At 34.2% G+C, this 24,668-nt stretch carries 24 protein-coding genes; 2 read left to right on the forward strand and 22 right to left on the reverse strand.

Going from position 1 to position 24,668, the window contains the following annotated elements:
* Positions 1 to 261 precede the first annotated feature (261 nt).
* From RWR88_RS04855 to RWR88_RS04890, 8 genes are all read right to left on the reverse strand, one after another.
* Positions 262 to 1,548 carry a solute carrier family 23 protein gene (locus RWR88_RS04855; RefSeq protein WP_314348902.1) on the reverse strand — a complete coding sequence of 429 codons (1,287 nt, stop codon included), beginning with the start codon at positions 1,546 to 1,548 and terminating at the stop codon, positions 262 to 264.
* A 764-nt stretch (positions 1,549 to 2,312) separates the two neighbouring features.
* Positions 2,313 to 3,524 (reverse strand): chloride channel protein, encoded by a 1,212-nt coding sequence (locus RWR88_RS04860; protein WP_314450895.1) that lies wholly within the window; start codon positions 3,522 to 3,524, stop codon positions 2,313 to 2,315.
* Positions 3,525 to 3,590: 66 nt separating this feature from the next.
* The gene (locus RWR88_RS04865) at positions 3,591 to 4,571 is read right to left on the reverse strand and encodes a ribose-phosphate diphosphokinase (protein WP_314348904.1); all 981 of its coding nucleotides are present in this window, start codon (positions 4,569 to 4,571) and stop codon (positions 3,591 to 3,593) included.
* Positions 4,572 to 4,660: 89 nt separating this feature from the next.
* Positions 4,661 to 6,043: a bifunctional UDP-N-acetylglucosamine diphosphorylase/glucosamine-1-phosphate N-acetyltransferase GlmU gene (glmU, locus tag RWR88_RS04870; protein ID WP_314450896.1), complete on the reverse strand. Its 1,383-nt coding sequence runs from the start codon at positions 6,041 to 6,043 to the stop codon at positions 4,661 to 4,663.
* A 139-nt stretch (positions 6,044 to 6,182) separates the two neighbouring features.
* Positions 6,183 to 6,491 carry a PTS lactose/cellobiose transporter subunit IIA gene (locus RWR88_RS04875; RefSeq protein ID WP_314348899.1) on the reverse strand — a complete coding sequence of 103 codons (309 nt, stop codon included), beginning with the start codon at positions 6,489 to 6,491 and terminating at the stop codon, positions 6,183 to 6,185.
* A 1-nt stretch (position 6,492) separates the two neighbouring features.
* Positions 6,493 to 6,795: a PTS sugar transporter subunit IIB gene (locus tag RWR88_RS04880; protein ID WP_314348898.1), complete on the reverse strand. Its 303-nt coding sequence runs from the start codon at positions 6,793 to 6,795 to the stop codon at positions 6,493 to 6,495.
* An 8-nt stretch (positions 6,796 to 6,803) separates the two neighbouring features.
* Positions 6,804 to 8,102 (reverse strand): PTS sugar transporter subunit IIC, encoded by a 1,299-nt coding sequence (locus tag RWR88_RS04885; protein WP_314348897.1) that lies wholly within the window; start codon positions 8,100 to 8,102, stop codon positions 6,804 to 6,806.
* Between the two features lie 13 nt (positions 8,103 to 8,115).
* The gene (locus tag RWR88_RS04890; RefSeq protein WP_314348896.1) at positions 8,116 to 9,531 is read right to left on the reverse strand and encodes a glycoside hydrolase family 1 protein; all 1,416 of its coding nucleotides are present in this window, start codon (positions 9,529 to 9,531) and stop codon (positions 8,116 to 8,118) included.
* Between the two features lie 159 nt (positions 9,532 to 9,690).
* Here RWR88_RS04890 and RWR88_RS04895 point away from each other — a divergent pair, with 159 nt between their 5' ends.
* Both RWR88_RS04895 and manA read left to right on the forward strand, forming a co-directional pair.
* Complete coding sequence (locus RWR88_RS04895) at positions 9,691 to 10,416, forward strand: GntR family transcriptional regulator (protein ID WP_314450897.1); 726 nt, start codon at positions 9,691 to 9,693, stop codon at positions 10,414 to 10,416.
* A gap of 12 nt (positions 10,417 to 10,428) precedes the next feature.
* A complete protein-coding gene (gene manA, locus RWR88_RS04900; protein ID WP_314450898.1) occupies positions 10,429 to 11,379 on the forward strand; it encodes a mannose-6-phosphate isomerase, class I in 951 nt (316 codons plus the stop codon).
* A gap of 51 nt (positions 11,380 to 11,430) precedes the next feature.
* Here manA and RWR88_RS04905 read toward each other — a convergent pair whose 3' ends face one another.
* The 14 genes from RWR88_RS04905 to RWR88_RS04970 all read right to left on the reverse strand — a co-directional run bounded on the left by RWR88_RS04905 (position 11,431) and on the right by RWR88_RS04970 (position 24,652).
* Positions 11,431 to 12,687 carry a GntP family permease gene (locus tag RWR88_RS04905; RefSeq protein ID WP_314450899.1) on the reverse strand — a complete coding sequence of 419 codons (1,257 nt, stop codon included), beginning with the start codon at positions 12,685 to 12,687 and terminating at the stop codon, positions 11,431 to 11,433.
* Between the two features lies 1 nt (position 12,688).
* Complete coding sequence (locus RWR88_RS04910) at positions 12,689 to 13,849, reverse strand: glycerate kinase (RefSeq protein ID WP_314450900.1); 1,161 nt, start codon at positions 13,847 to 13,849, stop codon at positions 12,689 to 12,691.
* Between the two features lie 593 nt (positions 13,850 to 14,442).
* Entirely contained in the window at positions 14,443 to 14,826 is a 384-nt protein-coding gene (gene mscL, locus RWR88_RS04915) for a large conductance mechanosensitive channel protein MscL (protein WP_314348887.1), read from the reverse strand.
* 81 nt (positions 14,827 to 14,907) lie between these two features.
* Positions 14,908 to 16,032 carry an FAD-binding oxidoreductase gene (locus RWR88_RS04920; protein WP_314450901.1) on the reverse strand — a complete coding sequence of 375 codons (1,125 nt, stop codon included), beginning with the start codon at positions 16,030 to 16,032 and terminating at the stop codon, positions 14,908 to 14,910.
* A gap of 12 nt (positions 16,033 to 16,044) precedes the next feature.
* The gene (locus RWR88_RS04925; RefSeq protein WP_314450902.1) at positions 16,045 to 17,499 is read right to left on the reverse strand and encodes an amidase; all 1,455 of its coding nucleotides are present in this window, start codon (positions 17,497 to 17,499) and stop codon (positions 16,045 to 16,047) included.
* Positions 17,500 to 17,620: 121 nt separating this feature from the next.
* Positions 17,621 to 18,466, reverse strand: a complete 846-nt coding sequence (locus RWR88_RS04930; RefSeq protein WP_314348884.1) for a PTS system mannose/fructose/sorbose family transporter subunit IID — start codon at positions 18,464 to 18,466, stop codon at positions 17,621 to 17,623.
* On the reverse strand, positions 18,456 to 19,265 hold the full coding sequence (locus RWR88_RS04935) for a PTS sugar transporter subunit IIC (protein WP_314348883.1): 810 nt from the start codon (positions 19,263 to 19,265) through the stop codon (positions 18,456 to 18,458). The genes RWR88_RS04930 and RWR88_RS04935 overlap by 11 nt, the downstream gene beginning before the upstream one ends.
* Before the next feature lie 24 nt (positions 19,266 to 19,289).
* Positions 19,290 to 19,766, reverse strand: a complete 477-nt coding sequence (agaV, locus tag RWR88_RS04940; protein ID WP_314450903.1) for a PTS N-acetylgalactosamine transporter subunit IIB — start codon at positions 19,764 to 19,766, stop codon at positions 19,290 to 19,292.
* A 227-nt stretch (positions 19,767 to 19,993) separates the two neighbouring features.
* The gene (locus RWR88_RS04945; protein ID WP_314348881.1) at positions 19,994 to 20,476 is read right to left on the reverse strand and encodes a hypothetical protein; all 483 of its coding nucleotides are present in this window, start codon (positions 20,474 to 20,476) and stop codon (positions 19,994 to 19,996) included.
* 11 nt (positions 20,477 to 20,487) lie between these two features.
* Complete coding sequence (yajC, locus tag RWR88_RS04950; protein ID WP_314348880.1) at positions 20,488 to 20,766, reverse strand: preprotein translocase subunit YajC; 279 nt, start codon at positions 20,764 to 20,766, stop codon at positions 20,488 to 20,490.
* 2 nt (positions 20,767 to 20,768) lie between these two features.
* Entirely contained in the window at positions 20,769 to 21,209 is a 441-nt protein-coding gene (locus tag RWR88_RS04955) for a PTS N-acetylgalactosamine IIA subunit (RefSeq protein WP_314450904.1), read from the reverse strand.
* A 331-nt stretch (positions 21,210 to 21,540) separates the two neighbouring features.
* Positions 21,541 to 22,692 carry an iron-containing alcohol dehydrogenase gene (locus RWR88_RS04960; RefSeq protein WP_314450905.1) on the reverse strand — a complete coding sequence of 384 codons (1,152 nt, stop codon included), beginning with the start codon at positions 22,690 to 22,692 and terminating at the stop codon, positions 21,541 to 21,543.
* A 53-nt stretch (positions 22,693 to 22,745) separates the two neighbouring features.
* Positions 22,746 to 23,168, reverse strand: a complete 423-nt coding sequence (locus RWR88_RS04965; RefSeq protein WP_227932403.1) for an RbsD/FucU family protein — start codon at positions 23,166 to 23,168, stop codon at positions 22,746 to 22,748.
* On the reverse strand, positions 23,162 to 24,652 hold the full coding sequence (locus RWR88_RS04970) for a rhamnulokinase family protein (protein WP_314348877.1): 1,491 nt from the start codon (positions 24,650 to 24,652) through the stop codon (positions 23,162 to 23,164). Before RWR88_RS04970 ends, RWR88_RS04965 begins: the two co-directional genes overlap by 7 nt.
* Positions 24,653 to 24,668: the final 16 nt, after the last annotated feature.

Consider the following 24,668-nt stretch of genomic DNA (forward strand, 5'->3'; position numbering starts at 1 on the left):
TTTATCTTCATAAGTTAATTTCATTAAAAAACACCCCAAAAGTTAGATTTTTCATATCTAACTTTTGGGGTGCAGTACACAATGAAGAAAAGTCTTTTTACTCTCTCATAGACTAACGGTTATACAAATAGACTGATTAAAATAAATTTTTTAATGTAGCGTACATGAGATTCGCTTTTGCGAAGCCGCTGGCGTCCTTCGCTATATTACGGAAATCATCCTTGTATACATCCCTCATCAAAAAAGTAGAAAACAGAAAAATTATTTTCTGTTTTCATACGGCAACACTAGGTTCAAAATAACCCCTGCTAATGCACATAATGCTGTACCTGATAATGTCACAGGACCTAATTCTAAAATTGCTCCACCTAATCCTAACACTAACATCGAACTCGCAATAATCAAATTACGCACTTCTCTAAAATCTACTTGCTTTTCAATTAACACTTTCAAACCATTACTTGCAATAACTCCATATAGTAAGATAGCCATCCCACCAAGTACTGCATTTGGAATAGTTGAAATTAACGCTGTGAATTTTCCAAGGAAACTCAACCCAATCGCAAATAATGCTGCATTACGAATTACTGAAACACTTGCAATTCTTGTCATCCCTACAACCCCAGTATTCTCACCATAAGTTGTATTCGCAGGCCCACCCATAAACGCTGAAACTGCAGTCGCAACACCATCTCCAATTAATGTACGATGTAAGCCTGGAGTTTTCAAAAATTGTCTTCCACAAATTTGACTTAAAACTGTATGGTCACCAATATGTTCTGCAATTGTTACAACGGCTACTGGTAAAATTGCCCAAGTTTCAGGTCCAAAATACCAATGATATTCTTTGAAAAATCCATTTGTTGAAAATGGTAAATATAATTGCGGAATCGCAATCCAATCTGCTTCTAATACTGGAGTGAAATCAACTAATCCAAACAGTACAGCTACAATATATCCTCCAATAATTCCGAATAAGAATGGAATAATTTTAAAAAATCCTTTAGCTTTTGTATTAATAAATGCTGTAATCAAGAAAGTTACAATCGCTACTGTTATTTGTTGAACTGTACCATCTTTAATAAATCCTGCATTTGTCACTGCAGAATTTGCTAATCCTAAACCAATTACCATAATCATCGGTCCAATAACAATCGGTGGTAATAAACGATCAATCCATTTTGTTCCAATTAATTTAACCGCTAATGCTACTACTACATAAACAAGACCTACAAGAACAACCCCTGACTGTGCTGCTGAAACATCTCCATTCATTTGTTTCATTGCAAATGCCATTGCTGAAATAAAGGCAAATGAAGAACCTAAGTACACTGGCACTTTAAATTGAGTTGCTACCATATAAATTAAAGTTCCTAAACCTGAAGCAAATAATGCTACAGAAACAGGCATTCCTAAAATTAATGGCACTAAAATTGTTGCCCCAAACATTGCAAATACATGTTGCAAGCTTAGTAATAAGCCTTTGGCTAAAGGTGGATTTTGATCCACATCAAGTAATAAGTTGACTTTTGAAGTTTGTAACTCCATCATTCCCTCTTTTCCGGGCCTTTTTGTGCATACAAAAAAGCAACCCTATCAAAATTTGTTTGCAAAAGGGCTGCTTTCATACAGAAGAATTCTCCCTATGCATAAAAAATTCTCCTAGAAATATAAACTTGAACTATGATCGCCTTTTTCACCTCACGGGATGAATTTAAAAGCCCTCGCTATGCGAAAGTATACTAGACTTTTCATGAAATAACAAGTGATTTTTTTCGTTTGTTTGAAAATTTGTCAAATTTTATACCACGAGTATATCTGTCTCTTAGGTTTAATATTCATTGTATTTTGCTTAAAAATTAATTATAATACAAGTATAAAAAAAGCGATTTCTTGTCAGCTCTTTTATGTATAACTGTATAAGTTATATTCTGCAAACTTTTCTAATCACAGAAATATAATAGTAAGTGTTAAAGATAAACATATTGAATTAGGGGGTGAATATATGAAAAAGAGATTATTGACTAGCTTAATAACGTTTTTAGGAATAGCCTTATTTTCTTTTCTAAAAAATTATATGAATGTATCACTAGTAATGAGCGCAGTAATTTCCTGTATTTTTATAGTTTTAGGTGTATTTATGATAGAATTTCGATGTAATAAATAATTCTGAAAAAACGTGTATCTCATCGTAAAATGAGAAAGTTATATAGTGATCCTCTCTTGGCTCTTAAATCAAGAAAGTTATCAGTAATTTTTTGCTGCTTAAAGTGTGTATATAACAACAGGGACAAAATACTTGTCCCTATTGTTTATCTTTCTATACCTTCTAATTCAAAAATTTTCTGTTGTCCATAAATGCTATTATTTCCATTCACGACAAATGCGACAATACATACAATTGCTGCATATGGCATCATACTATATCCAAAAACTTCACCGATAATAAAAATAGGGGCTAGCCAAGTATTTGTGGCACTACCAAATACAGCTCCGTAACCTAATGCCGCTGCTACCAATGGAGAAATTCCTAACCACGAACTCATCACAATTCCCAAAGAAGAACCAATTGAAAAGAGAGGCGTTACTTCCCCACCTAAAAATCCTGCACTAAGGGAAAATACTGTTAATCCTAATTTTAACAACCAATCTTGTACATAAATCGTCTCACTATAAAAACTAGCATGAATTAAATTCGTCCCTAATCCTGCATAACGACCACTGCCAAAAGCTGCAATTAAAATACTGACAACCATTCCTAATAAAAATATTCTTAAAGTTGGACTTGGAATTTTACTACTCCAATATTTTTTCAAACACGCTAAACTCACACTAAATAGTCTTCCTGTTAATCCAAAAGCAATTCCTAAACTTACCATCTTAAATAAAGTTTCATCGAACTGAATTTCTACAGGAATGCCCACCATAAATTTCTCTAATCCTAAACTTTGGGCTACATTCATCGAAATAAAACTGGACAACAATGCATAAAATAATGCGTCAATTTGTAATTGCCCGACAATCATTACTTCAATCGCAAAGAACGTCGCTGCTAGAGGAGTTCCAAATAATCCAGCAAAACCGCTCGCCATCCCAATCATTAATAAAATTTGACGATTTCTCTTAGAAGAAAACCATTGTTGAAACTGATTCGCAACCGTTGCACCTAATTGCACCGCAACTCCTTCACGACCCACACTTGCTCCAAATAAATGAGCTAGCCATGTTCCAATCATCATAAAAGGAATTAACCATTTTGAAATGCGATTGTCCTCTCCTTGTCCAATTCGAAAGACAATATTCATTCCTTCAACCGCATTTTTCCCGTATTTTAAATAAACTGTATGAAATAAAAATCCTACTACTGCTAAAAACGGAATGAAATACCAAAAATACTCTACTCGCAATTCGGATACTTTTAATAATACTTGTCCAAAGAAGGACGTTAAAACTCCAGTAATTAGTCCGACGATGATACTAACTATTCCTAGTAAAACTTTTTCCTTGATTTTACACGAATTCACCAAATAACCTCCTCAAATAAAAAAGACTGGAGAAATTTCTACAGCCTCCGAATTATGCTTCAAATTTTAATCTAAAATTGTGAACTTTTCAATAAACAATGGACTTACTGAACGGTTTTCATGAATACGTTTAATCGCTTCAGCCATTAATTGATCCACACTAACTTGAACAATTTTTCCACCTGTTTTTTCTTCAGGAACTTGAATGGAGTCAGTTACTACAACTTCTTTAATAACAGACGCATTTAAACGATCTAATGCTGGACCTGATAATACAGGGTGAGTACAACAAGCATAAACTTCCAATGCACCCGCATCTTGTAAAGCTTGAGCTGCTAATGTAATAGTTCCAGCAGTATCAATCATATCGTCGATTAATACAGCAACTTTTCCTTTGACATCTCCAATAATATTCATCACTTCTGCAACATTTGCTTTTGGACGACGTTTGTCAATAATTGCAATTGGAGCATGTAAGAATTCTGCTAATTTACGTGCACGAGTTACTCCACCATGGTCTGGTGATACAACTACGATATCTTTATCTTTGAAATTATTTTCTAAGAAATAATTGGCTAATAATGGAGCTCCTAATAAGTGATCCACTGGAATATCAAAGAATCCTTGAATTTGAGCAGCATGTAAGTCTAATGTTAACACACGGTCTGCACCTGCTTGTGTAATCATATTTGCCACTAATTTTGCTGTAATTGGTTCACGTGATTGAGCTTTACGATCTTGGCGTGCGTATCCATAGTATGGTAATACAATATTAATTGTTTTTGCACTTGCACGACGTAATGCATCAATCATAATTAATAACTCCATTAAGTTATCATTTACTGGATACGATGTTGATTGAACAATATAAACATGGTCTCCACGAATACTTTCATCAATGTTAATTTTAATCTCTCCATCACTAAATTGAGTAACGGATACTTTTCCTAATTCTACCCCGACTTGATCTGCAATTTTTTGAGCTAATGGACGATTTGAGCTTAATGCAAAAATCTTTAAATTTGGATCGGAATAATGTTCCACAATGATAACCCCCGAAGAATTTTATTTTTGTTTTTACACTACTATAATAATAAACGTTTTTCGTTCGTTTTTAAAGAACTAAATACATTTTTCTATGAATTTTTTTGAGCTGAAGGTAATTTTTCAGCATAGTTTTCTTTATTTTCTTGACGAGAACGAGCAATGGCTAACGCTCCATTTGGAACGTCTCTTGTGATTGTAGAACCTGCAGCAATAAAGACATCATCTCCAATTGTAACAGGTGCTACTAAATTCGCATTACAACCCACAAATACACGATCACCTACAGTGGCTCTATGTTTATTTTTACCGTCATAGTTTACGAAAATTGTTCCACAACCAACATTGATTTCTTTTCCTAAATCAGCGTCTCCTACATATGTTAAGTGACCGACTTTTGTTCCAGATCCTAAGGTTGCATTTTTCACTTCTACGAAGTTTCCAATATGAACAGAATTTCCAATGACAGATTTTGGACGAAGATGCGCAAATGGACCAGCATTACTATAAGCCTTCATTAATGATTCTTCAATATTTGAACTTGTCACTGTTACATAGTCTTCTAATACAGAATCACGAATCACACTTCCTGAAGTAATATGGCAGTGTTGACCAATCATTGTATTCCCTTTTAAATAAACCCCTGGTTCAATCACCGTATCTGAACCAATGACTACTTCTGAGTCAATGTATGTTTGTTCAGGGTCGATTAATGTGACACCATTTCTCATATGTTGTTCATTAATACGTTGACGCATTGCTTTTTCTGCTTTTGATAAAGCAACTCGGTCATTAACGCCCATTCCTTCATCCACATTTGGCATTTGATACGCAGAAATAATTTCTCCACGTTTTTTCAAAATTTCTAATACGTCCGGTAAGTAATATTCCCCTTGGGCATTATCATTTCCCACTTCGCTTAATGCGCTGAATAGAGATTGATTATCAAAGCAATAAGTTCCTGTATTAATTTCTTGAATGGTTGCTTCTTCAGGTGTAGCATCTTTATGTTCTACATTTTTTAAAACTGTTCCATCTTCCTCACGAACTACATGTCCATATCCAGTCGGGTCGTCTACCCAAGCTGTTAGAATAGTCGCTTTTGCTTTTGTATCTTCATGAACTTTCATTAATTGTTCAAAAGTTTCAGCTGTTAATAGCGGAGTATCTCCACAAACAACTAAAGTTGTTCCTTCTTTATCTTTTAATAATTCTTCTGCTTGTAAAACAGCATGACCTGTTCCTAATTGTTCTGCTTGTAGAGCATAAGAAACACGTTCTCCTAATTGTTGTTGTACCATTTCTGCACCATGTCCAACAATAGCTACAATCGTTTCTGCTCCTGCACGTTCTACTTGATCTACCACATGCTCTACCATTGGTTTTCCACAAACTGGATGCATCACTTTATAAAGTTCCGATTTCATTCGTGTGCCTTTTCCAGCTGCTAAAATAATTCCGTATTTTTGATTCATATTATCCCTCGCAAGTTCTATTTTTACTTCTTTATAATAGTAAACTATGATGTTTTTTGCAAGAAAGTGTCTTGAATATGGGTGAATTTATAAAAAAAGGTTCGAATGACATATTTCTATCATTCGAACCTTTAATATTTTATCGTTGTTTATACAACTGAATTAATTCTTTGGAAAATAATTGAACCATTTCAGTCATAGCCATTTGGTCTTCAGCATGAATAAAGAGTAGAGACAGTTCAGTCTTTTCTCCAGCAGCTTCTTTTTGAATTAAATCTGCATGAATTTTATGCGCTTGAACAAAGCATTCTTCTGCTTCAGTTACTTTTTCATCAGCGGCTTTGAAATCTCCTTTTTTCGCCAATTCAACTGCTTCCATATAAGAAGATTTTGCTGCTCCACTATTCGCAATCAACTGAAAACATACTAATTCCATATCTTCAGACATATTATCCCTCCACTAATGCCAAAGCTTGATCTAAAACTTTTGGTCCATTCATCATGCCATAATCTCTCATATCAATTGCAGCAACTGGAACATCTCCTGCCAATGATTTTACATTTTCAAGTTCATATCGAATTTGAGGACCAATTAAAATAACATCCGCCTCTTGTAAATTTTTCTTAGCTTCTGTTAGTGACTTGGCTTCAATATGTGCTTCAATAGAACGTTCCTCGGCACTTGATTGCATTTTTTTTACTAACATACTTGTAGACATTCCTGCATTACAAACTAATAATATCTTTTTCATATTAATCACTAACCTTCGTATTGATTTTCCATGACACGATCATGAACTTTGATAAATGGAATATAAATTAGAACTCCTAAAACTAGGATAATCGCTTGAACAACTACTGCTCTCCAGTCACCACCAGTTGATAAGAATGAACTAGCAAAAATTGGTGTAGTCCATGGAACTTGTACCACACTAGGGCTCATTAATCCAAGGCTTGTAGCAATATAACTAATTAAAATACCTAGAGCAGGAACTCCGATAAATGGAATTGCCATAGATACGTTATAAACGATTGGATAACCAAATAATACTGGTTCATTAATGTTAAATAATCCTGGAGCAAATGCTAATTTTGCAACATTTCTACTTGCAGCATTTTTACTTACTAAGAATGTAGCAATTAATAAACAGATTGTTGAACCACTACCACCCATTAATGCATATGTTTGTACTTGTGATACATTAATAATATGTGGAATTGCTTCTCCAGCGTTATAAGCTGCTGTATTTTCAAGAATGTTGATAATTAATAATGGCTCTAAAATAGAACTATAAATAACGGCTTGGTGAACACCAAATAACCATAACATATTTCCTAATGAGTAAAGAATGATTGCTCCCCAAAGACCTGTACTTACGTGACGTAATGGCTCTTGAATAAATGTAGTAATCAATGTAATTAAGTTAGTTCCCCAAATATTGAATAATAATGTTGATACTAAACCAAAGACTGCAACTACTAAAATAACTGGTACTAAAACGTTAAATGATTTTTCAACTGCAGGTGGAACATTATCCCCTAAATGAATTTTTAATGCTTTAACACGTGTGATTTTAATAAATAATTCTGAAGCTAATAAAGCAACAATAACCCCAGCAAACATTGCCCCTGTACCTAAGTTAGAAAATGTTAATACTCCAGATACTGAAACAGGGTCTTTTGCTCCGTTTGCCACTACTTGAACGGCATTTGGCATCATTGCAATTAATGAAACTGCTGAAATCATAGATGCTGCTAAAGGATTTTCATATTCACGGTTTTGTGCTAAATAATAACCAACCATTACTGCAATTAAAAGACTTGAAATATTCAATGTTCCATTTGCTACAGTAATTCCCCAATATTGAACATTTGATAGTGTAGCTGGATCTGTAATAATCCATTTAAATACAGTATTATTTAATAAAACAACCAACCCTGCAAGAATATAAAGTGGCATTACTGTTGCAAATGCATCTCTTAATGTTTTTAGATGAATTTGGTTTCCTAGTTTCCCAGCAAACACAACAAATTTATCTACAAATTTTGAATTTTCCATGTTTATTCCTCCATTATAAATATTTATCTACGTCAATCGTAAATCCATTTTTATCACTTACTTCTTTATACCAATATCCCGATTTTTTTATTGTTCTTTTTTGTGTTGCTAAATCTACCGAAATAAATCCATAACGATTTTTGTAAGCATTATTCCAAGACCAACAATCAAAAGCTGTCCATGTATGATAACCAAAACAGTTACTTCCTTCTTCGATTGCTTTATGCAACCACAATAAATGCTCTTCATAGAACTCAATACGATAATCATCTTGAATCATTCCTTGACTATCAATAAAACGTTCTTCACCTTCAACACCCATTCCATTTTCACTAATAAACCATGGAATATTGTGATAATTATTTTGAATATTTTTAGCAATATCATAGATAGCTTTAGGATAAATTTCCCATCCTCGATAAGGATTTACTCTACGTTCTTTCCACTCATAGTCTGAGAAATATTTATCTGGCATCCATTTTCCATTAAAGGCTTCAGAAGATTCAGGAGCTTGAACTCTTTTTGGATGATAGTAATTCACTCCTAGAAAATCTACCGTATTCTCTTTTAAAATATTGAGTTCATCTTCTGTATGTTCCCAAAGTACTCCATCCTGTTCTAATATTTCTACTAAACTTTCTGGAAATACTCCATTCACAGCTGGTTCTAAAAATGAACGGTTGAAAAAATCATCAGCAAAATAACCTGCTTCAACATCCTCTTTTGATGAGCTTCTTGGATAAGCAGGCGTTAAATTTAAAATAATTCCAATTTTTCCATTTAAATTTAAGCTACGATATAATTGAATCACTTTCGCACTAGCTAAATTTAAATTATAAATAATTTGCACTGCTTCTTTTCCATAATATTTTTTATTTGGATAATGAAATGCATATAAATATCCTGCTTCTGGGATTACCATCGGTTCATTAAAAGTAGTCCAATACTCTACTACATCTCCGAATTGTTCAAAACAAGTTCGAGCAAATTTTACAAACAAATTGACTACATGCTTACTTTCCCAACCGCCATATTTTTTCAATAAATCAATTGGCATATCAAAATGATGTAAGTTTAGTACCAATGTAATTCCACGCTCCTTAGCTTCTTGGATTACATTACGATAAAACTCTACTGCTCTTCCATCCGCTTCTCCCGTTTCGAAGTCTTTAATCAATCGACTCCATTGAATTGAAGTTCTAAAAGAATTAAATCCTATTTGCGTCATTCTCTCAAAATCTTCTTGATAGTGATGATAAAAGTCACTTGCTACTCCTGGACCAACTTGATTAAAAAATACTTCTGGAGATTTTCTATACCAATAATCCATTACATTTTCATTAATTTTATCTGTACTACCTTCTGTTTGAGGTCCACTAGTAGCAGCTCCCCACCAAAAATTTTCTGGAAATACAATATTTTTATCCATATTTATCCTCCTTCCTCAAATATTTACACCATTAGTATATCACTTTATTTTTATTTGTCTAGACATATTTTACAAAAGTTATAGTCAAATTCTTTTGTTTGTTGATTGTTGTGTATCTGTTTGTTATAATTTTCTTATTAAGAATGAAGGAAAATGAACATGAGTACAAAATATTTAAAAATATATCAACAACTACGTGAAGAGATATTACATCAAGATACTTCTTCTAATACGCAATTGCCTGATGAAATTTCATTAACAAAAAAATTTCATTGTAGTCGTATGACTGTAAAAAAAGCTTTAGACATGTTAGTGGATGAAGGTTTAATTTATCGAAAACGTGGGCAGGGCACTTTTATCATGCCTCAAGTTGAACAAAAACATAAAATTATTGTCCCTGAAAGAGATATTCAAGGTTTAACAAAAATTTCTAAACAATCGCATGCACAAGTGCATTCAGAAATTATTCATTTTAAATTAGAATTCGCTACAAAAAGCATCGCTGAAAAATTACAGATTTCTGTATCTTCTCCTATATACAATATATTTCGATTAAGAATTATTGATGATAAGCCGTACGTTTTAGAACAAACTTATATGAGTACTGCTTTGATAAGTGGTATTACTGAAGAAATTCTTCACCATTCTATTTATTCTTATATCGAAGGTACTTTAAAGCTACGTATCGCAAGTGCTATGAAAATTTTAAGAGCCTCCATTAGTACGGAAACAGATCAAAAATATTTACACTTATCCCCTACTGAACCTATTTTTGAAGTAGAACAAATCGCCTATTTAGATAATGGAACACCTTTTGAGTATTCTATCTCAAGACATAGATACGATTTATTTGAATTTAGTTCATATGGATTAAAAAAATCATAAAGGAGCCACAACATGCAACCTATCTTTTTAAAGCCAGTCCTACAAGAAAAAATTTGGGGTGGAAAAAAATTACAAACAGAATTTAACTTAACATTGCCAAGTGATAAAGTTGGTGAATCTTGGTCAATTAGCGCTCATCCAAATGGACATTCAACTATTATTTCTCCTTCTGAATATCAAGGAATGACATTAGCAGAACTATATGCTGGGCACGCAGATTTATTTCATCAACAAACATTGCCAACTTTTCCTCTATTAATCAAAATTTTAGACGCAAGCGACGACTTATCTATTCAAGTTCACCCAGATGATGCTTATGGATTAGAACATGAACACGAATTAGGGAAAAACGAATGTTGGTATGTTATTTCTGCTGAACCAGGTGCAAAAATTATTTACGGACATACCGCACAAACAAAAGAAGAATTTGTTCAATTAATTCAAGAAGAAAAATGGAATGAATTATTTACCGAAGTTCCTGTTAAAGCAGGAGATTTCTTCAATGTTCCAAGTGGAACCATTCACGCTATCGGGAAAGGGATTGTCATTTTAGAAACACAGCAAAACTCTGACACTACTTACCGTGTCTATGATTATGACCGAAAAGATGATGCAGGAAATCCTCGTCCATTACATATTCCACAAACGATTGATGTCACTACAATTCCGCATCAGTTACCAAGTTTTGAACAAATAGTTGAAAATTTGGATGATGCAACGATTACTCATTTCATTACAAATCATTATTTTTCTGTTTGGAAGTGGGAAATTGATGGTACTTACGCTACTACACTAGATGACAACTACTACTTAGCAACTGTTATCGAAGGTGAAGGAACACTAGAAGTAAATGGCGAATCATTCGCTCTTAAAAAGGCAGATTCCTTTATTTTACCAACACCGATTCATGATGTAACTGTAAAAGGAAATCTAACACTAATCGTTTCTCGTTCTGAAGAATAAGACAAAACAAAAGAGTAAAATCAACTTTCATCGATTTCACTCTTTTTTACTTTACCCTAATAAATACAAAATCACTGCAACAATAGTACTTGTTAAACCTACTAATGCTTCGTAAGGAATTAATTTCATACGATCTTCAATACTCATAAAGACTGAGCCTCCTGTAGCATGGAAGAATGAACCATGAGGAAGAGAATCTAACACTGTTGCCCCAGCATGAATCATTGCTGCAGCTGCCACTGCAGGAACTCCAGAAGAAACTAAAGGAGCTGCAAACGTTTGAGAAGCTATCGTAGACCCAGCTGTTGTAGAAGCTGTAGCTGCTCCCATTAAAATACCTGATAATGGTGCTAAAACAAAGGATGGCATATTCAAAGCTTCCAACACATGAATCATATCTACTTGTAGAGAAGAAGCTTTAATAATTCCCGCAATCGTTCCTGTTCCAATTAATAAAATCGATACACCGATTACTTTACTCAATCCAAATTCAGTATATTCTACGGTATGTTTTGAATGCCCTGTTACTAAAATGGTTACTAATCCACCAATTGGTAATGCAATTAAAGGATCCACGCTTACTCCGACTAATGAACGTAAAGCTAATAGCGCAATGACCACAACCGGTCCAAGAATCGCTTGGAAAAATGGTACAGAAGTGTGATGTTCAGCATCTTCTTCCATATCGTCAAACGCATGATCGACTTTTTTTGCTAAAAATCCTGCTAATAAAATGCTAACAACTAATGCTACTAATGCTGGAATAATATTTTTAGCCATTAATGCTGTTAAATCTAATTGAAATGCTTCTGAAGCAGCAATCGTATTTGGATTTGGAGAAATAATATTTCCTGCTTTTCCTCCACCAATCATCGCTAATAAAATACCTGCTTTTGATAAATTTGCTTTTTTTGCAATCGCAATAGCAATCGGTGCTACTGTAATAACAGCAATATCAATAAATACTCCAACTGCACAAATAATCATTGTAGCAATCGCAATTGCTGCAACAGCTCTTTTCTCCCCTAACTTCTTCACAATTGTTTCAGCAATCGTTTCAGCAGAACCTGTTTTAATTAAAGCGCCTGCTAAAATACCTGAAGTCATAATTCTTAATACTGGAGACATCATTCCTTGTGCTCCAGTCACCATCGCACTAACAGAACCTGCTAACCCTGCTCCGCCAATTACTCCCCCTACTAAAGCTCCTAAAATTAAACTATAAGCTGGATGAACTTTTTTAATAATCAGTATAATTGCGAGAATTAATCCAACTAAAGCTCCTAATGTACTAATTTGACTAACCATTTTATTTCCCTTCTTTCATCATTTCTACTACTCTAAAAACTTGTTCTACTGTATCCACCATATTTTGATGAGCAACTTCTTTATTCATCGCTTCTTTAAGTGTTACAACTCCTCTTAAAATTGGGAAAAATGCATCAATTCCATGTTGATTACATTCTTTTGCATCTGGTGTAACAGCTCCTGCAAAAGCTAACACTTTCTTTTGATACTTTTTAGCTAAGGCTGCTACTCCTATTGGAGCTTTGCCTAATGCCGTTTGACCGTCAAGTCTTCCCTCACCTGTTACAACAACATCAGCAGTTGCGATTAATTCTTCTAATTTCGTTTCTGTTATTACAATTTGAATACCAGACTCTAATGTGGCATTAGTATAAGTTAAAAATGCAAATCCCATACCACCAGCTGCCCCTGTTCCAGGATAAAATCGATCTGCATAAGAATTAATGCTCTTAGACAATTCAGCATAGTGTAATAATAATTGATCCAATTCTTGAACCATTTCAGGAGTTGCTCCTTTTTGTGGACCAAAAATAGCACTAGAGCCATTTTCTCCGCATAATGGATTCGTTACATCACAAGCTACTTTGAAGGTACATTCTTTTAATTTTGGATGTACATTGGTCTCTTTAATACTCGCTAATTCTCTAAGTCCATTTCCTCCATAAGAGATAGGCTTTCCTTCTCGTGTTACGAAATCATATCCTAATGCTTGTAACATCCCAACTCCACCATCATTTGTCGCACTTCCACCAATTCCAACAATAAAATGTCGACAACCTCTTTCGATGGCATCCAGAATTAATTCACCAACTCCAAAAGTAGTCGTATTCATCGGATTGCGGCTTTCTTCAGGCACTAATGTAATTGCTGCTGCAGCTGACATTTCAATAATGGCTGTCTTACTCAAATCATCCTTCAATTCAATAATTCCGTAGGTTGCTTCCACTTTTTTTCCTAATGGTCCTGTTACTTCTTTAGTAACAAAGATTCCTCCCATTCCTTCGACTAATGCTTCAACCGTTCCTTCCCCACCATCTGCTAATGGCCGAACCACTACCTCTGCATTTTGATAAACACATTTCACGCCTTCTTCTATCGCTTGACCAGCTTCCATAGACGATAAACTTCCTTTGAACGAGTCAATGGCAACAACAACTTTCATATTTAAACCTCCCTTTTCATAGTTTGATACACTATTATAGCAAACGCTTACATATTTTCATAGTACTTTTAGAATATTTCTTAAAAATTCTCCTAAATTTCTTTTTTAAAACAAAAAAGACGACCGAAGTCGTCTAAAAATTAAAAAAATTCAGCAAAACACAGAAAAAAATGCTGAAAAAAAAGATTAAAAAGATAGTGATAAGAAAATAAACTTGAAAGGAAAAGTAAAAAACTTATCACACTTGTATGATATCATTAAGTTCTATCAATTTCAAGCACAAAAAACCACCTAATACATAGGTGGTTTTTTCTTTTTCATACCTATCTTTTCCGGAGATAGTTCTATGAAAAAATCTTATGCTTGTATGATATCACTAAGTTCTATTAATTTCAAGCACAAAAAAAACACCAGGAGATTAGGTGGTTTTCAAAACTATCCCCTGAACGGACAGCCAAATAAAAAAATAAAAAAAAGAAAAAAAGTGATAAGAAAATGAAAAAAACTTATCACATTGGAATAATAACATAGATTACCATAAATTTCAACAAAAAAAGGATGAGAACCCTCATCCTTCATCAAATTTCATTTTATTATTTGTTTGCTAATAAATCACGGATTTCACGTAAGTAATCTTCAGCTTTTGGTTCTGGAGCTACTTCTTTAACTTCTTCTTTTCCACCTTTAGCTAAATCTTGAACAGCGTTCATACCTTTAACTACCATGAAAAGTACGAAACCTACAATTACAAAGTTAATAATTGCAGCAGCAAAAGCACCTACACCTAATGTAGCTGAACCGATTTGAACTGATACGCCAGCGATTGAATCTGCTTTAAATACCATTGCAATAATTGGTTCGAAAATGTCTTTTACTAATGAATCAACGATAGCTTTGAAAGCTGCCCCGATGATTACCGCAACAGCTAAATCAACAACATTCCCACGCATTAAGAACTCTTTAAACTCTTTTAACATTATGATTCCTCCTAAATTTATAATATTTACCGTAAATATTTTATAAGATTTTTTCTTTTAATTCAATAAATATGATTTCTGTTATATTAATTTTTGGATATAATTTTTAGGATGATAAGAATCAACATCAAATAAAGGTGTATCACCAACTGACAACTGTGCTAATAATGCACCAATCCATACTCCTGAAGTTAAACCTGAAGATCCTAGACCACTAGCAACAAATATCGAGTTTTCTTCTGGAATACTACCGAAAAATGGTAAGAAGTCAGAAGTATATGCTCTTGTTCCAATTCGACTACCAAGCCATTTTGCTTGTTTTAATGCTGGGAATACTTCACATACTTCTTCATACATTTTTTGTTGTAATTCTTGGCTATCTTTTAAATCAAATCCTTGATCATTCTCATGAGTTGCACCTACAATAATTTTCCCATCTGCAAATGGTAATATATCAATCTCCCCATGTAACATACAAACGGGCCATTTTCCTGTTTCTTCAGTTGTCTCTAATTCTAATTCAATTAATTGTCCCTTTTGTGGGCGAACGTCTACATAATATCCTAGTGGTTCAATTAATTCTTTCACCCACGCTCCACTTGCTACGATAATTTTGTCGAACTGTTCTGATCCGCTATTTGTCTGAACGACTACTTTTCCTTCTTCATCTCGTGTTAAACTCACTTTTTCTTGTTGAACACTAGTCCCATTTTGTTTGGCTAAAAACAATTGCTGTTCAACTAATTGTTTCCCATCAACTCTTCCTCCACCTGAACAATGGATCGCTCCATGCGTTCCATCCCATCCCGGAACATAAGACGAGATGTTCTCGGCTTCGATTTTGGTTAAAGTTCCAATTCTCTCTTCTTCTTTTCTTCGTTCAGTAGCAATTTTTTCTAACTTTTCTAATAATTCAGGAGTCTTTTTAAATACTAGAGCTCCTACTTGCTCATAAGGTAATTGAGTCACACCATCTTCTTGTAATTCAGCCATTAATTCTGGATAATAAGAAGCTCCTCTTGCAGTCAATCGATACCATTCTTTATTTCTTCTTTGAGACAACCATGGGCAAATAATTCCTGCTGCAGCTTTCGTAGCTTGCCCAACTCCATCATCATAGACAACTAATTCTACTTCTTTATTTTTTGATAATTGATAAGCAGCCGTTGCTCCCACAATTCCTGCTCCGATAATTGCAATTTTCATCCTAACTCCTCCTTAATCTTTTCGATTCCATTGATGTTCTTGTTCAAAAATTTCTGCAATTTGTAATAATAAATCTTCTCGCCCTTTTGCAGCCATCAGTTGCACCCCAACTGGTAGTCCTTCTTGTGTACAATAAATTGGAAGACTAATCGCTGGTTGTCCAGTAATGTTGGCTAATTGAGTAAATGGAGTTAACTCCAATGTTTTTTCAAACATTTTCCAAATAATTTCTTGCTGTTCATTTACTGAATATTGTTCGATGGATTCTAGTGCAACTCGAATGGATTCTTTCATTGGATACTGATCATGTTTTGGAGCGACATCATTCACACATGGAGTTAAAATCACATCATAGTCTTCATGACACTCTTGCATTTGTTTTGTCCAATAATCCCACTGGTTCAATGCTGCACTGTAATCTTTCGCTAAAATCTGTTGTCCCGATTGATAAATACCCCATGTCATTAATTCCATATCTTCTTTTGTAAGTGGACGTTGTATCATTTTTTCAATTCCATCCATCATCGCAGCTGTTTCCACACTATTCATTATATAGTAATTTTTCATCACTTCGATGCCATCAACTGGCCATTGAATTTTTTCAATAGAATATCCTTTTTCTTGTAAAAATCTTACAGCTCGTTTCAAAGCTTTTTTTGCGGAATCTTCGACCTTGTTTCCAATCGGTGAATCTTCTATGACGGCAATTTTTAGTGGTCGTTCAATAGATGCATAAAGTTGCTGTTTGGATAATTTTGGCAGTATAAACGGACTTTCCATTTGTTCCACTTGCAGCACTTCTAATAAGCTTCTTGTATCACGTACGGTTTTTGTTAATGCAAAATTTACTGATGCTCCTTGCCAACCACGATAGCCATTTGGACCAACAGGTATTCTACCTCGACTTGGTTTTAATCCAATTAATCCTGTAAAACTAGCCGGAATACGAATCGATCCTCCACCATCACTTGCCATCGCAATTGGAACCATTCCACTCGCCACTGCACTTGCAGCGCCACCGCTCGATCCCCCTGCATTACGACTGAGGTCATATGGATTCGAAGTGACTCCCCATAAACTTGGTTCTGTCATATTTTTAAATCCAAATTCAGGTGTGTTGGTTCGTCCAATAATGACAAATCCTGCTTCTTCTAATTTAGTGACTAATGTATCTTGACGCTGTTGAAGGAGATTTTTGAACAAACGTGAACCAGCAGTAGAAGGTTCTCCCTTTTGACATTGTCCTAAATCCTTCAACAACAAAGGAACACCTGCAAATGGCTTATCACTAAAGTTGCTTGACTGCGCTTCTTTTATTGCTCTTTCTTCTTGCAAATGAACAACTGCATTTAAAGTTGGATTCAATTGCTTTACTTTAAACAGAGCATCCTGAACTAATTCAACAGAAGAAACTTCGCCTTTTCGAACTGCTTGTGCCATCGCTGTTGCATCTTTAAACTCTTGCAAATTTATTCCTCTCCTTCCATTCACTCTACTTTATTGTACACGCCTGTTTTCTATTCGTAAACTATTTCTCGAACAACCTAAAAAAAGCTAGGCTTTCGCCTAGCTTTTTTCATTTCAATAATTAGCCCCAGAATTTAACTCCTAAAACATGTCCTACAAATGCTAATCCAATACCTAAAACTAATAATAGTCCGATACAGAATAATGGAGTACGTTTTTTCTTAGCTAATAAATAGTATAAGAATAAAGTAATTGCTAATGGAATTAATTTTGGTAATACACCATCTAAGATTGTTTGAATCACGATTGGTTTTTCACCATTTGCAATTTCAATACCTAATTTAGTTCCACCGTATAAGCTTGTTAATGCCCCTACAACAAATACTCCTAAAATAGAGGCTGCACGAGTGAATTCTTTAGCATTTGCTGTAAAAATTCCAATCGCATCAGTTCCTAAATTATAAGACCAGTGCATTAACCAATAACGAATCGCAAATTGAGCTGCATTAAATACTGCTAGGAATAATAATGGACCTGCAATACTACCTTTTAACGCAAAGTCAGAAGAAATACCAGCAACGATTGGTACTAAAGTGAACCAGAATAATGCATCCCCGATACCACCTAAAGGTCCCATCGCAGCAACACGTACTGCACGAATTGTTTGGATATCTGCTTTATTTTGTTCTAGTGATAATACAATCCCCATAACAAATGTTACTAAAAATGGGTGAGTATTAAAGAATTCTAAGTTATGTGACATAGATGCTGCTAAGTCATCTTTATCAGTATGGATTTTTTCTAAACCTGGTAAAATACCATATAACCAACCCGCTGCTTGCATACGTTCATAGTTGAAAGAAGATTGTAAAAAGATTGAACGCCATGCCATTTTGTTTAGTGTTGCTTCATCTAACTTAGGAGCAGGTGTTTGCACTTTATAAGAATCTGGAATATTATATGCCATCTTCTTCACCTCCATCATAATTTACAACTGTTGCACCAGCAGATTTGAATTTTGTTTGGATTTGGAAATCCCAGTACGCAATTGCAAAACCGATGAATGCTAATAATACTAATGCAGAACCTGCTAAGCTTGCACTTGCAGAAACGATGTTAGCTAATGCAAAACCTAAGAAATAGAATCCCCATAGTTCTTTAGAAACCATTACTTTAAGTAAGATTGCAAACCCTACAAAACGCATCATTCCACCAGCAGCACTTAAACCACCCATGAACCATTCAGGAATTGATTTTGTAACTGCATCCCCGATACTTTGTCCACCGATAAAGAATAATACTACTACAAGACCGAATACAGCCCCTAAAGCTGCCATTGCTAAATAGTTTAATCGTTCAATACCTTTTGGATTTGCATCATGTGCATATCCATCTGCAACAGCCATCATTGGTGACATTAATGCAAATATTAATGTTACTCCATATTGACCTAATAAAGCGAATGGTACAGCAGCAGCAACTGCAGCTGTTGGTTCTAATTTCAAGCTTACTGCTAATACAGTAGCCATAATTCCTCCGATAACTGCATTAGGTGGTTGAGCTCCCCCAACTGGCATGTTACCGATTGTCATTAATTGATAAGTACCCCCAACGATCAAACCAGTTTGCAAATCACCTAAAATAGCTCCGATAACAGGTCCCATTACGATTGGTTGGTAAAGAGATTCTAAGAAGCTAAATTGGTCAATCGCAGCTACAAACGTTACTAGGAATACTAATAAAATTTGAATAAAACTTGCTTGCATTTTCATTGACTCCTTTATAATAAATTAATTAAATAATTTCGAAATATCTTCTTTGCCTTCAGTTGGAACTTTTTGAATTTCAAGTTCAACTCCTAGCTCTTGCAATTTCTTAAATGCAGCTACATCTGCATCATCCACTGCAATCACACCAGCAACTTGACGTTTACCTTCCGCCATATGCATGTTACCGATGTTAACTTTCTTAATTGGTACTCCTCCTTCCACTAGTCTTAAAACGTCTTGAGGATTTTCACAAATAATGAAAATCAACTGACGGTCAGCTGCTTTACCGATGATATTAATCGTTTTTTCAATCGTGAAATAACGAGTTTGAGCACCAGATGGAGCAGCCATGTCCATTAGGCCTTGACGCATCGGATCTCCTGCAACTTTATCATTAGCAACTAATAATAAATTTGCCCCAATAAAAGATGTCCACTGTGTTGCCACTTGTCCATGGATCAATCGATTGTCAATTCTAGTTAACAAAATATTTGGCATCCTTTTTTCCCCTTTCTATAAGATGTCAGCATCATTATAACTCATTACCCTTCAAATTGAAAAGGTTTTCTTGCTTATTTTTGTCATTTTTTTGTTCTGTCCAAAAATAATATAATAGTTTTATATTTCTTTTTTGCCTATATCATTTAATACATAAAAAAACACTTCTATAAAACTATAATAGTCTTATAGAAATGTTCTTGCTTTTTACTGAATTTATAACCTATTTACTTCCTAGCAAATACGGAATACGTACCACTGATTGTTACAACAATCCCAAACAAGATAACAATTACCCTATTCAAAAGATCATTTCCAATGAAAAAACTACAAATAATAATTCCAATCCCAATCGTACTAATCCATAAAAATTTCATACTTGAAGAAACTTCTCTAACAGAAACTTTCGATTCAATTTCCTCGATTGATATTTGTTTTCTTACGAAATATTTTGGTAAAACACTTTTAAAATAAGCAATCGTAGATAATCCATAAAATAATACTGCTGAAAAACAACTTAATATAACATTTTCAGGAAAAAAACTATATACGATAGCTCCCAAAGCAATAGCGATTACTAACCGTTGTCTAAATGCATTAAAACGGGCCAAATCTTCTTTTGGAATATGATAAATAGACTTTAACATTGGTAGATAAAAATATTCTTTATGATCTGAATCTTGATAAAACTCTCCAAATATTTTCTTCATTTTTTCACCACTTATAAAATCTCAGAAATACTATATCGAGAAACCGTAATCACTAATCCTTTAGCAATTTCTAGTTCAATTTGATCGTTCTCAATCTTTTTCACTGTTCCATAAATTCCATTTGCTGCCAGTACACGTTTTCCCACTTGCAATTCAGCGTGCAATCTTTCAAAATACTGTTGCTGATGTTTCATATTTTTTCTTGAAAAGAAATAATAGATTCCTAAAATAGCCCCTATAAAAACAATAAATGTAATTGAACTTCCTAAAATAATTTGACCTGTTTCCATTCTTAAATTCCATCCTCATCATCTTCAATTATTTGTTCTACTTTTGCTGGAAATACCACATGTTGAATGCCTTCTTTACCCGCATTTAAACTTTGTGTTACAACCGCTTTTGCATCACTTGCAAATTCACGGAACATCGCAATTTCAATTAACATTGGTAAATTAGTTCCTACAACTACTTCAACATCTTTAAAATCTACTGAGGCTACCATTGCTGCTTTAAACGGACTACCTCCCAATAAATCTGCATACACAACAATTCCTTCTGTACTTCCTTGCAATTCTTCCATAGCTAATCTTAAGTTATTTTCCAATGTTTCCATTGGTTCACTTTCACGAAATGGTACTACTTTAAATGCTTCTTGCTTTCCTGCAATCATTTCTAATGCGTGACCTACACCAACTGCATACTCCCCATGTCCTGTTAAAATTAATCCTATCATAATTTTACCTCCTAATATTTGTATACTTATATACTAGTCTAGGTTTTAAGAAAATACAAGAGAAAGTTTAACCGTTTTCAAAATCTATTCTAAACTTTCTTTTGTTCCTGATTCTCCACAATATCAAAACTTTAAGGATCCTTCTCAAATTGAAAGAGATTGTTTATGGGGGGCCATCAATTTACTGAACAAGTTGAACCTTTCTACTACAAAATTGATGAATAACTACAAACACATGATAAAATCCCGTCAGACTCAAAATCTGACGGGATTTTTGTGTACTAAAAAATGCCCCTATAAAGGGACATTAAAATTTAAAACTTATTAATCATTAGAATAATTCTTTATAGAAAGCAATTGTTTCTTCTAATGTTGGCATGAATGGGTTACCAGGTGCACAAGCATCGATTAACGCATTCTTAGATAGATATTCGAAATCAAAGTCTTTTTCTTCAATTCCTAATTCAGTTAATTTCTTAGGAATACCTACAGTTTCAGATAATGTTTCAATTTCTTTAATAGCATAAGCTGCACATTCTTCATCTGATTTACCTGCTGGATCTAATCCTAAAGCTTTAGCTACATCACGGAATGCTGCAGGAACACGTTTTGCATTTTCACGTTCAATAACTGGTAATAACATTGCACAACATACACCATGTGGTAATTTGTAAACAGCTCCTAATTGGTGAGCCATTGAGTGAACATAACCTAAACCTGCGTTGTTGAATGACATACCACCTAAGAAGATAGCATTTACCATTCCTTCACGAGCTTCGATATCGTGACCATCTTTTACAGCACGTGGTAAGTATTCTTTAATTAATTCAATTGCACCAATTGATAATTTTTTAGTTACTCCATAAGCACCTGGTGTTACTAATGCTTCAACAGCGTGAGTTAAAGCATCCATACCTGTTGCTGCAGTTAATGGAGCTGGTTTAGAAACCATTAATTCTGGGTCGTTAACTGAGATTAATGCTAAACTATTTTTATCAACCATTACCATTTTAACTTTACGTTCTTCGTCAGTGATAACGTAGTTAATTGTAATTTCTGCTGAAGTACCTGCTGTAGTGTTAATAGCTACTACTGGTAAACCTTTTTTAGCTGATTTGTGTAATCCTTCATAATCTTGAGGTTTTCCACCATTTGTTGCGATAACTGAAATACAGCTTGCAGCATCTTGTGGAGATCCACCACCTAAACTAATAATGAAGTCACAGTTGTTTTCTTTTAATGCGCTAACACCATCTGTTACGTTTTTACAAGTTGGGTTAGGTTCTACATCTGAGAATACAACATATTCAATTCCTGCTTCATCTAAAGGTTTTGTAACTTTAGGAAGAATTTCACTTGATTCGATAAATTTATCCGTTACTAATAAAGCTTTATTATACCCTAGATCTTTTACATAAGAACCAATTTCGTTTACTACTCCTCTTCCGATTAAGTTAATTGCTGGTACATAAAATGTTGACATAATGTTTCTCCCCTTAAATTTGTTTCATTAATTTTTTGTAGTTTATTTAGTGTTTATAAAACACCTTTTTTAAGAATGATATTGCCATATAAGGCACTTTCTCCCGTTTGAATGACTAGATAAGCTTTTTCAGCTTGATCATAAAATTCAAAACGTTCAAATTCTTTAATTGCTGCACCTGGATGACTTTCTTCTAATATTTTTTTATATTCGTCCCAAATTACTGGAACTGTTGTATCTCCCGGTACTACTTGCATAAGTCCTGCTTGGTATGAACTATATGTGTCTAATGGTAATAATTTTAGAATTGCTTCTAATGCTACTGGAACTCCATGTCCGTCCATGCGCACAACACGTTGTCCAATGCGGTGAGCTGGAAAATTCGCATCCGCGATTACCAGCTCATCACCATGACCCATTTCCATTAAATATGCCACTAAATCAGGACTCAAAATTTTAGGAATTTGTTTTAACATGATGAAATTCCTTTCTTAATTTGTTTGAATTTTTGTTGAATGTTAACAAACTGTTCAACCGGTTGTGGCTCATATCGAGTCACAACTTCTGAAGCTTTAATAAGATTTTGTGCTTCTTGACGTGAATGAATCACTTCTAGTGTCAATAATTGTGAAAGGATATTTCCTAACGCACTAGCTTCTACCGGTCCTGTAATAACAAGACGATTTGTGAAGTTAGCAGTAATTTGACACAATAGTTTATTTTGGATTCCTCCACCTACCATTTGTACGGTTGTCATTTTTTGTTTTGTTAAGTCTTCTAATTGTTCAATTGTTTCTAGATAAGTTAATGCTAAACTTTCAATTACAATTCTTACAATATGTCCTTTTGTTTTAGGAACAGCTTGTCCTGTTACTTTACAAAACTCTTTAATTTTACTTTCCATATCTCCTGGTGAAGCAAATACTGGATCGTTTGGATAAATCCATGTTTGATTATCCGTTACTTTTTCAGCTAATTGTACCATTTCCGCAAAGCTTACTTCTTCACCTTGACTTCTCCAGTCACGTTGTAATTCTTGGATAATCCACATGCCAGTTGTATTTTGAAGTAATCTATATTTACCATCAAAGCATCCTTCATTTGTTAAACCTGATTCAAATGCTTCATCTGTAATAACAGGTTTATCAGATTCAATTCCTACTAAAGACCAAGTACCACATGAAATAAATACAGTACCTTTTTCGTTTTCATAAGGAATTGCTAAAACTGCTGCTGCTGTATCATGTCCAGCTCCTGCAATTACTTTAAATGGTTCAACTTTTAACTCTTGAACAATTCTTGGCGATAAATCTCTTAATACAGATCCATTTTTAACTGGTGATGAGAACCATTTGGTTGGAATTCCTAGCTTTTCAAAAATTTCTTCTGAAAATTCTTGTGTGAATACATCTAACAACCCACTCGTACTTGCAATTGTATATTCATTTGCAAGAACACCCGCTAATAAGTAATTAATTAAATCTGGGATAAACAAAACTCTTTGTACGACTTCTTTTAGCTGTGGTTTTTCTTGTAAATCTGAATAAATTTGCAAGATTGTATTATACGTTGCAGGTTGAACACCTGTTTTCTTAAACAATTCATTTTTAGAAATTAATTGATAAAACGATTCCTCATAGCGCCCCATTCGATTATCTCTGTAACAATGTGGTTGATAGAGCAAATCTCCATTGTGATCTAAATATGCATAGTCCACTCCCCATGTATCAACAGAAATGGAACGAATCGGAATAGAATCATTTGAAGCTTTTTTAATTCCTTGTTTGATTTCACCAAATAAGTGTAACAAATTCCAATACAATCCATCGTTAAGATTCACCGGCTCATTTTTGAACCGATGAACCTCTGATAACTGGAGGGAGCTACCATTATAAACGGCTTGCATGACACGCCCTGAACTTGCACCTAAATCAATGGCTAACACTTTCATTAAGCTCATGCTTTTTCCTCCATAC

It is taken from the genome of uncultured Granulicatella sp. (assembly GCF_963528195.1).
Classification (GTDB): Bacteria; Bacillota; Bacilli; order Lactobacillales; family Aerococcaceae; genus Granulicatella.

Coding starts and splice junctions, on each gene's coding strand:
- RWR88_RS04855 (WP_314348902.1), bottom strand. CDS start 1,548: ATGGAGTTACAAACTTCAAAAGTCAACTTATTACTTGATGTGGATCAA.
- glmU (WP_314450896.1), bottom strand. CDS start 6,043: ATGAATCAAAAATACGGAATTATTTTAGCAGCTGGAAAAGGCACACGA.
- RWR88_RS04875 (WP_314348899.1), bottom strand. CDS start 6,491: ATGTCTGAAGATATGGAATTAGTATGTTTTCAGTTGATTGCGAATAGT.
- RWR88_RS04880 (WP_314348898.1), bottom strand. CDS start 6,795: ATGAAAAAGATATTATTAGTTTGTAATGCAGGAATGTCTACAAGTATG.
- RWR88_RS04885 (WP_314348897.1), bottom strand. CDS start 8,102: ATGGAAAATTCAAAATTTGTAGATAAATTTGTTGTGTTTGCTGGGAAA.
- RWR88_RS04890 (WP_314348896.1), bottom strand. CDS start 9,531: ATGGATAAAAATATTGTATTTCCAGAAAATTTTTGGTGGGGAGCTGCT.
- RWR88_RS04895 (WP_314450897.1), top strand. CDS start 9,691: ATGAGTACAAAATATTTAAAAATATATCAACAACTACGTGAAGAGATA.
- manA (WP_314450898.1), top strand. CDS start 10,429: ATGCAACCTATCTTTTTAAAGCCAGTCCTACAAGAAAAAATTTGGGGT.
- RWR88_RS04905 (WP_314450899.1), bottom strand. CDS start 12,687: ATGGTTAGTCAAATTAGTACATTAGGAGCTTTAGTTGGATTAATTCTC.
- RWR88_RS04910 (WP_314450900.1), bottom strand. CDS start 13,849: ATGAAAGTTGTTGTTGCCATTGACTCGTTCAAAGGAAGTTTATCGTCT.
- mscL (WP_314348887.1), bottom strand. CDS start 14,826: ATGTTAAAAGAGTTTAAAGAGTTCTTAATGCGTGGGAATGTTGTTGAT.
- RWR88_RS04920 (WP_314450901.1), bottom strand. CDS start 16,032: ATGAAAATTGCAATTATCGGAGCAGGAATTGTGGGAGCAACGGCTGCT.
- RWR88_RS04930 (WP_314348884.1), bottom strand. CDS start 18,466: ATGGCATATAATATTCCAGATTCTTATAAAGTGCAAACACCTGCTCCT.
- RWR88_RS04935 (WP_314348883.1), bottom strand. CDS start 19,265: ATGCAAGCAAGTTTTATTCAAATTTTATTAGTATTCCTAGTAACGTTT.
- agaV (WP_314450903.1), bottom strand. CDS start 19,766: ATGCCAAATATTTTGTTAACTAGAATTGACAATCGATTGATCCATGGA.
- RWR88_RS04945 (WP_314348881.1), bottom strand. CDS start 20,476: ATGAAGAAAATATTTGGAGAGTTTTATCAAGATTCAGATCATAAAGAA.
- yajC (WP_314348880.1), bottom strand. CDS start 20,766: ATGGAAACAGGTCAAATTATTTTAGGAAGTTCAATTACATTTATTGTT.
- RWR88_RS04955 (WP_314450904.1), bottom strand. CDS start 21,209: ATGATAGGATTAATTTTAACAGGACATGGGGAGTATGCAGTTGGTGTA.
- RWR88_RS04960 (WP_314450905.1), bottom strand. CDS start 22,692: ATGTCAACATTTTATGTACCAGCAATTAACTTAATCGGAAGAGGAGTA.
- RWR88_RS04965 (WP_227932403.1), bottom strand. CDS start 23,168: ATGTTAAAACAAATTCCTAAAATTTTGAGTCCTGATTTAGTGGCATAT.
- RWR88_RS04970 (WP_314348877.1), bottom strand. CDS start 24,652: ATGAGCTTAATGAAAGTGTTAGCCATTGATTTAGGTGCAAGTTCAGGG.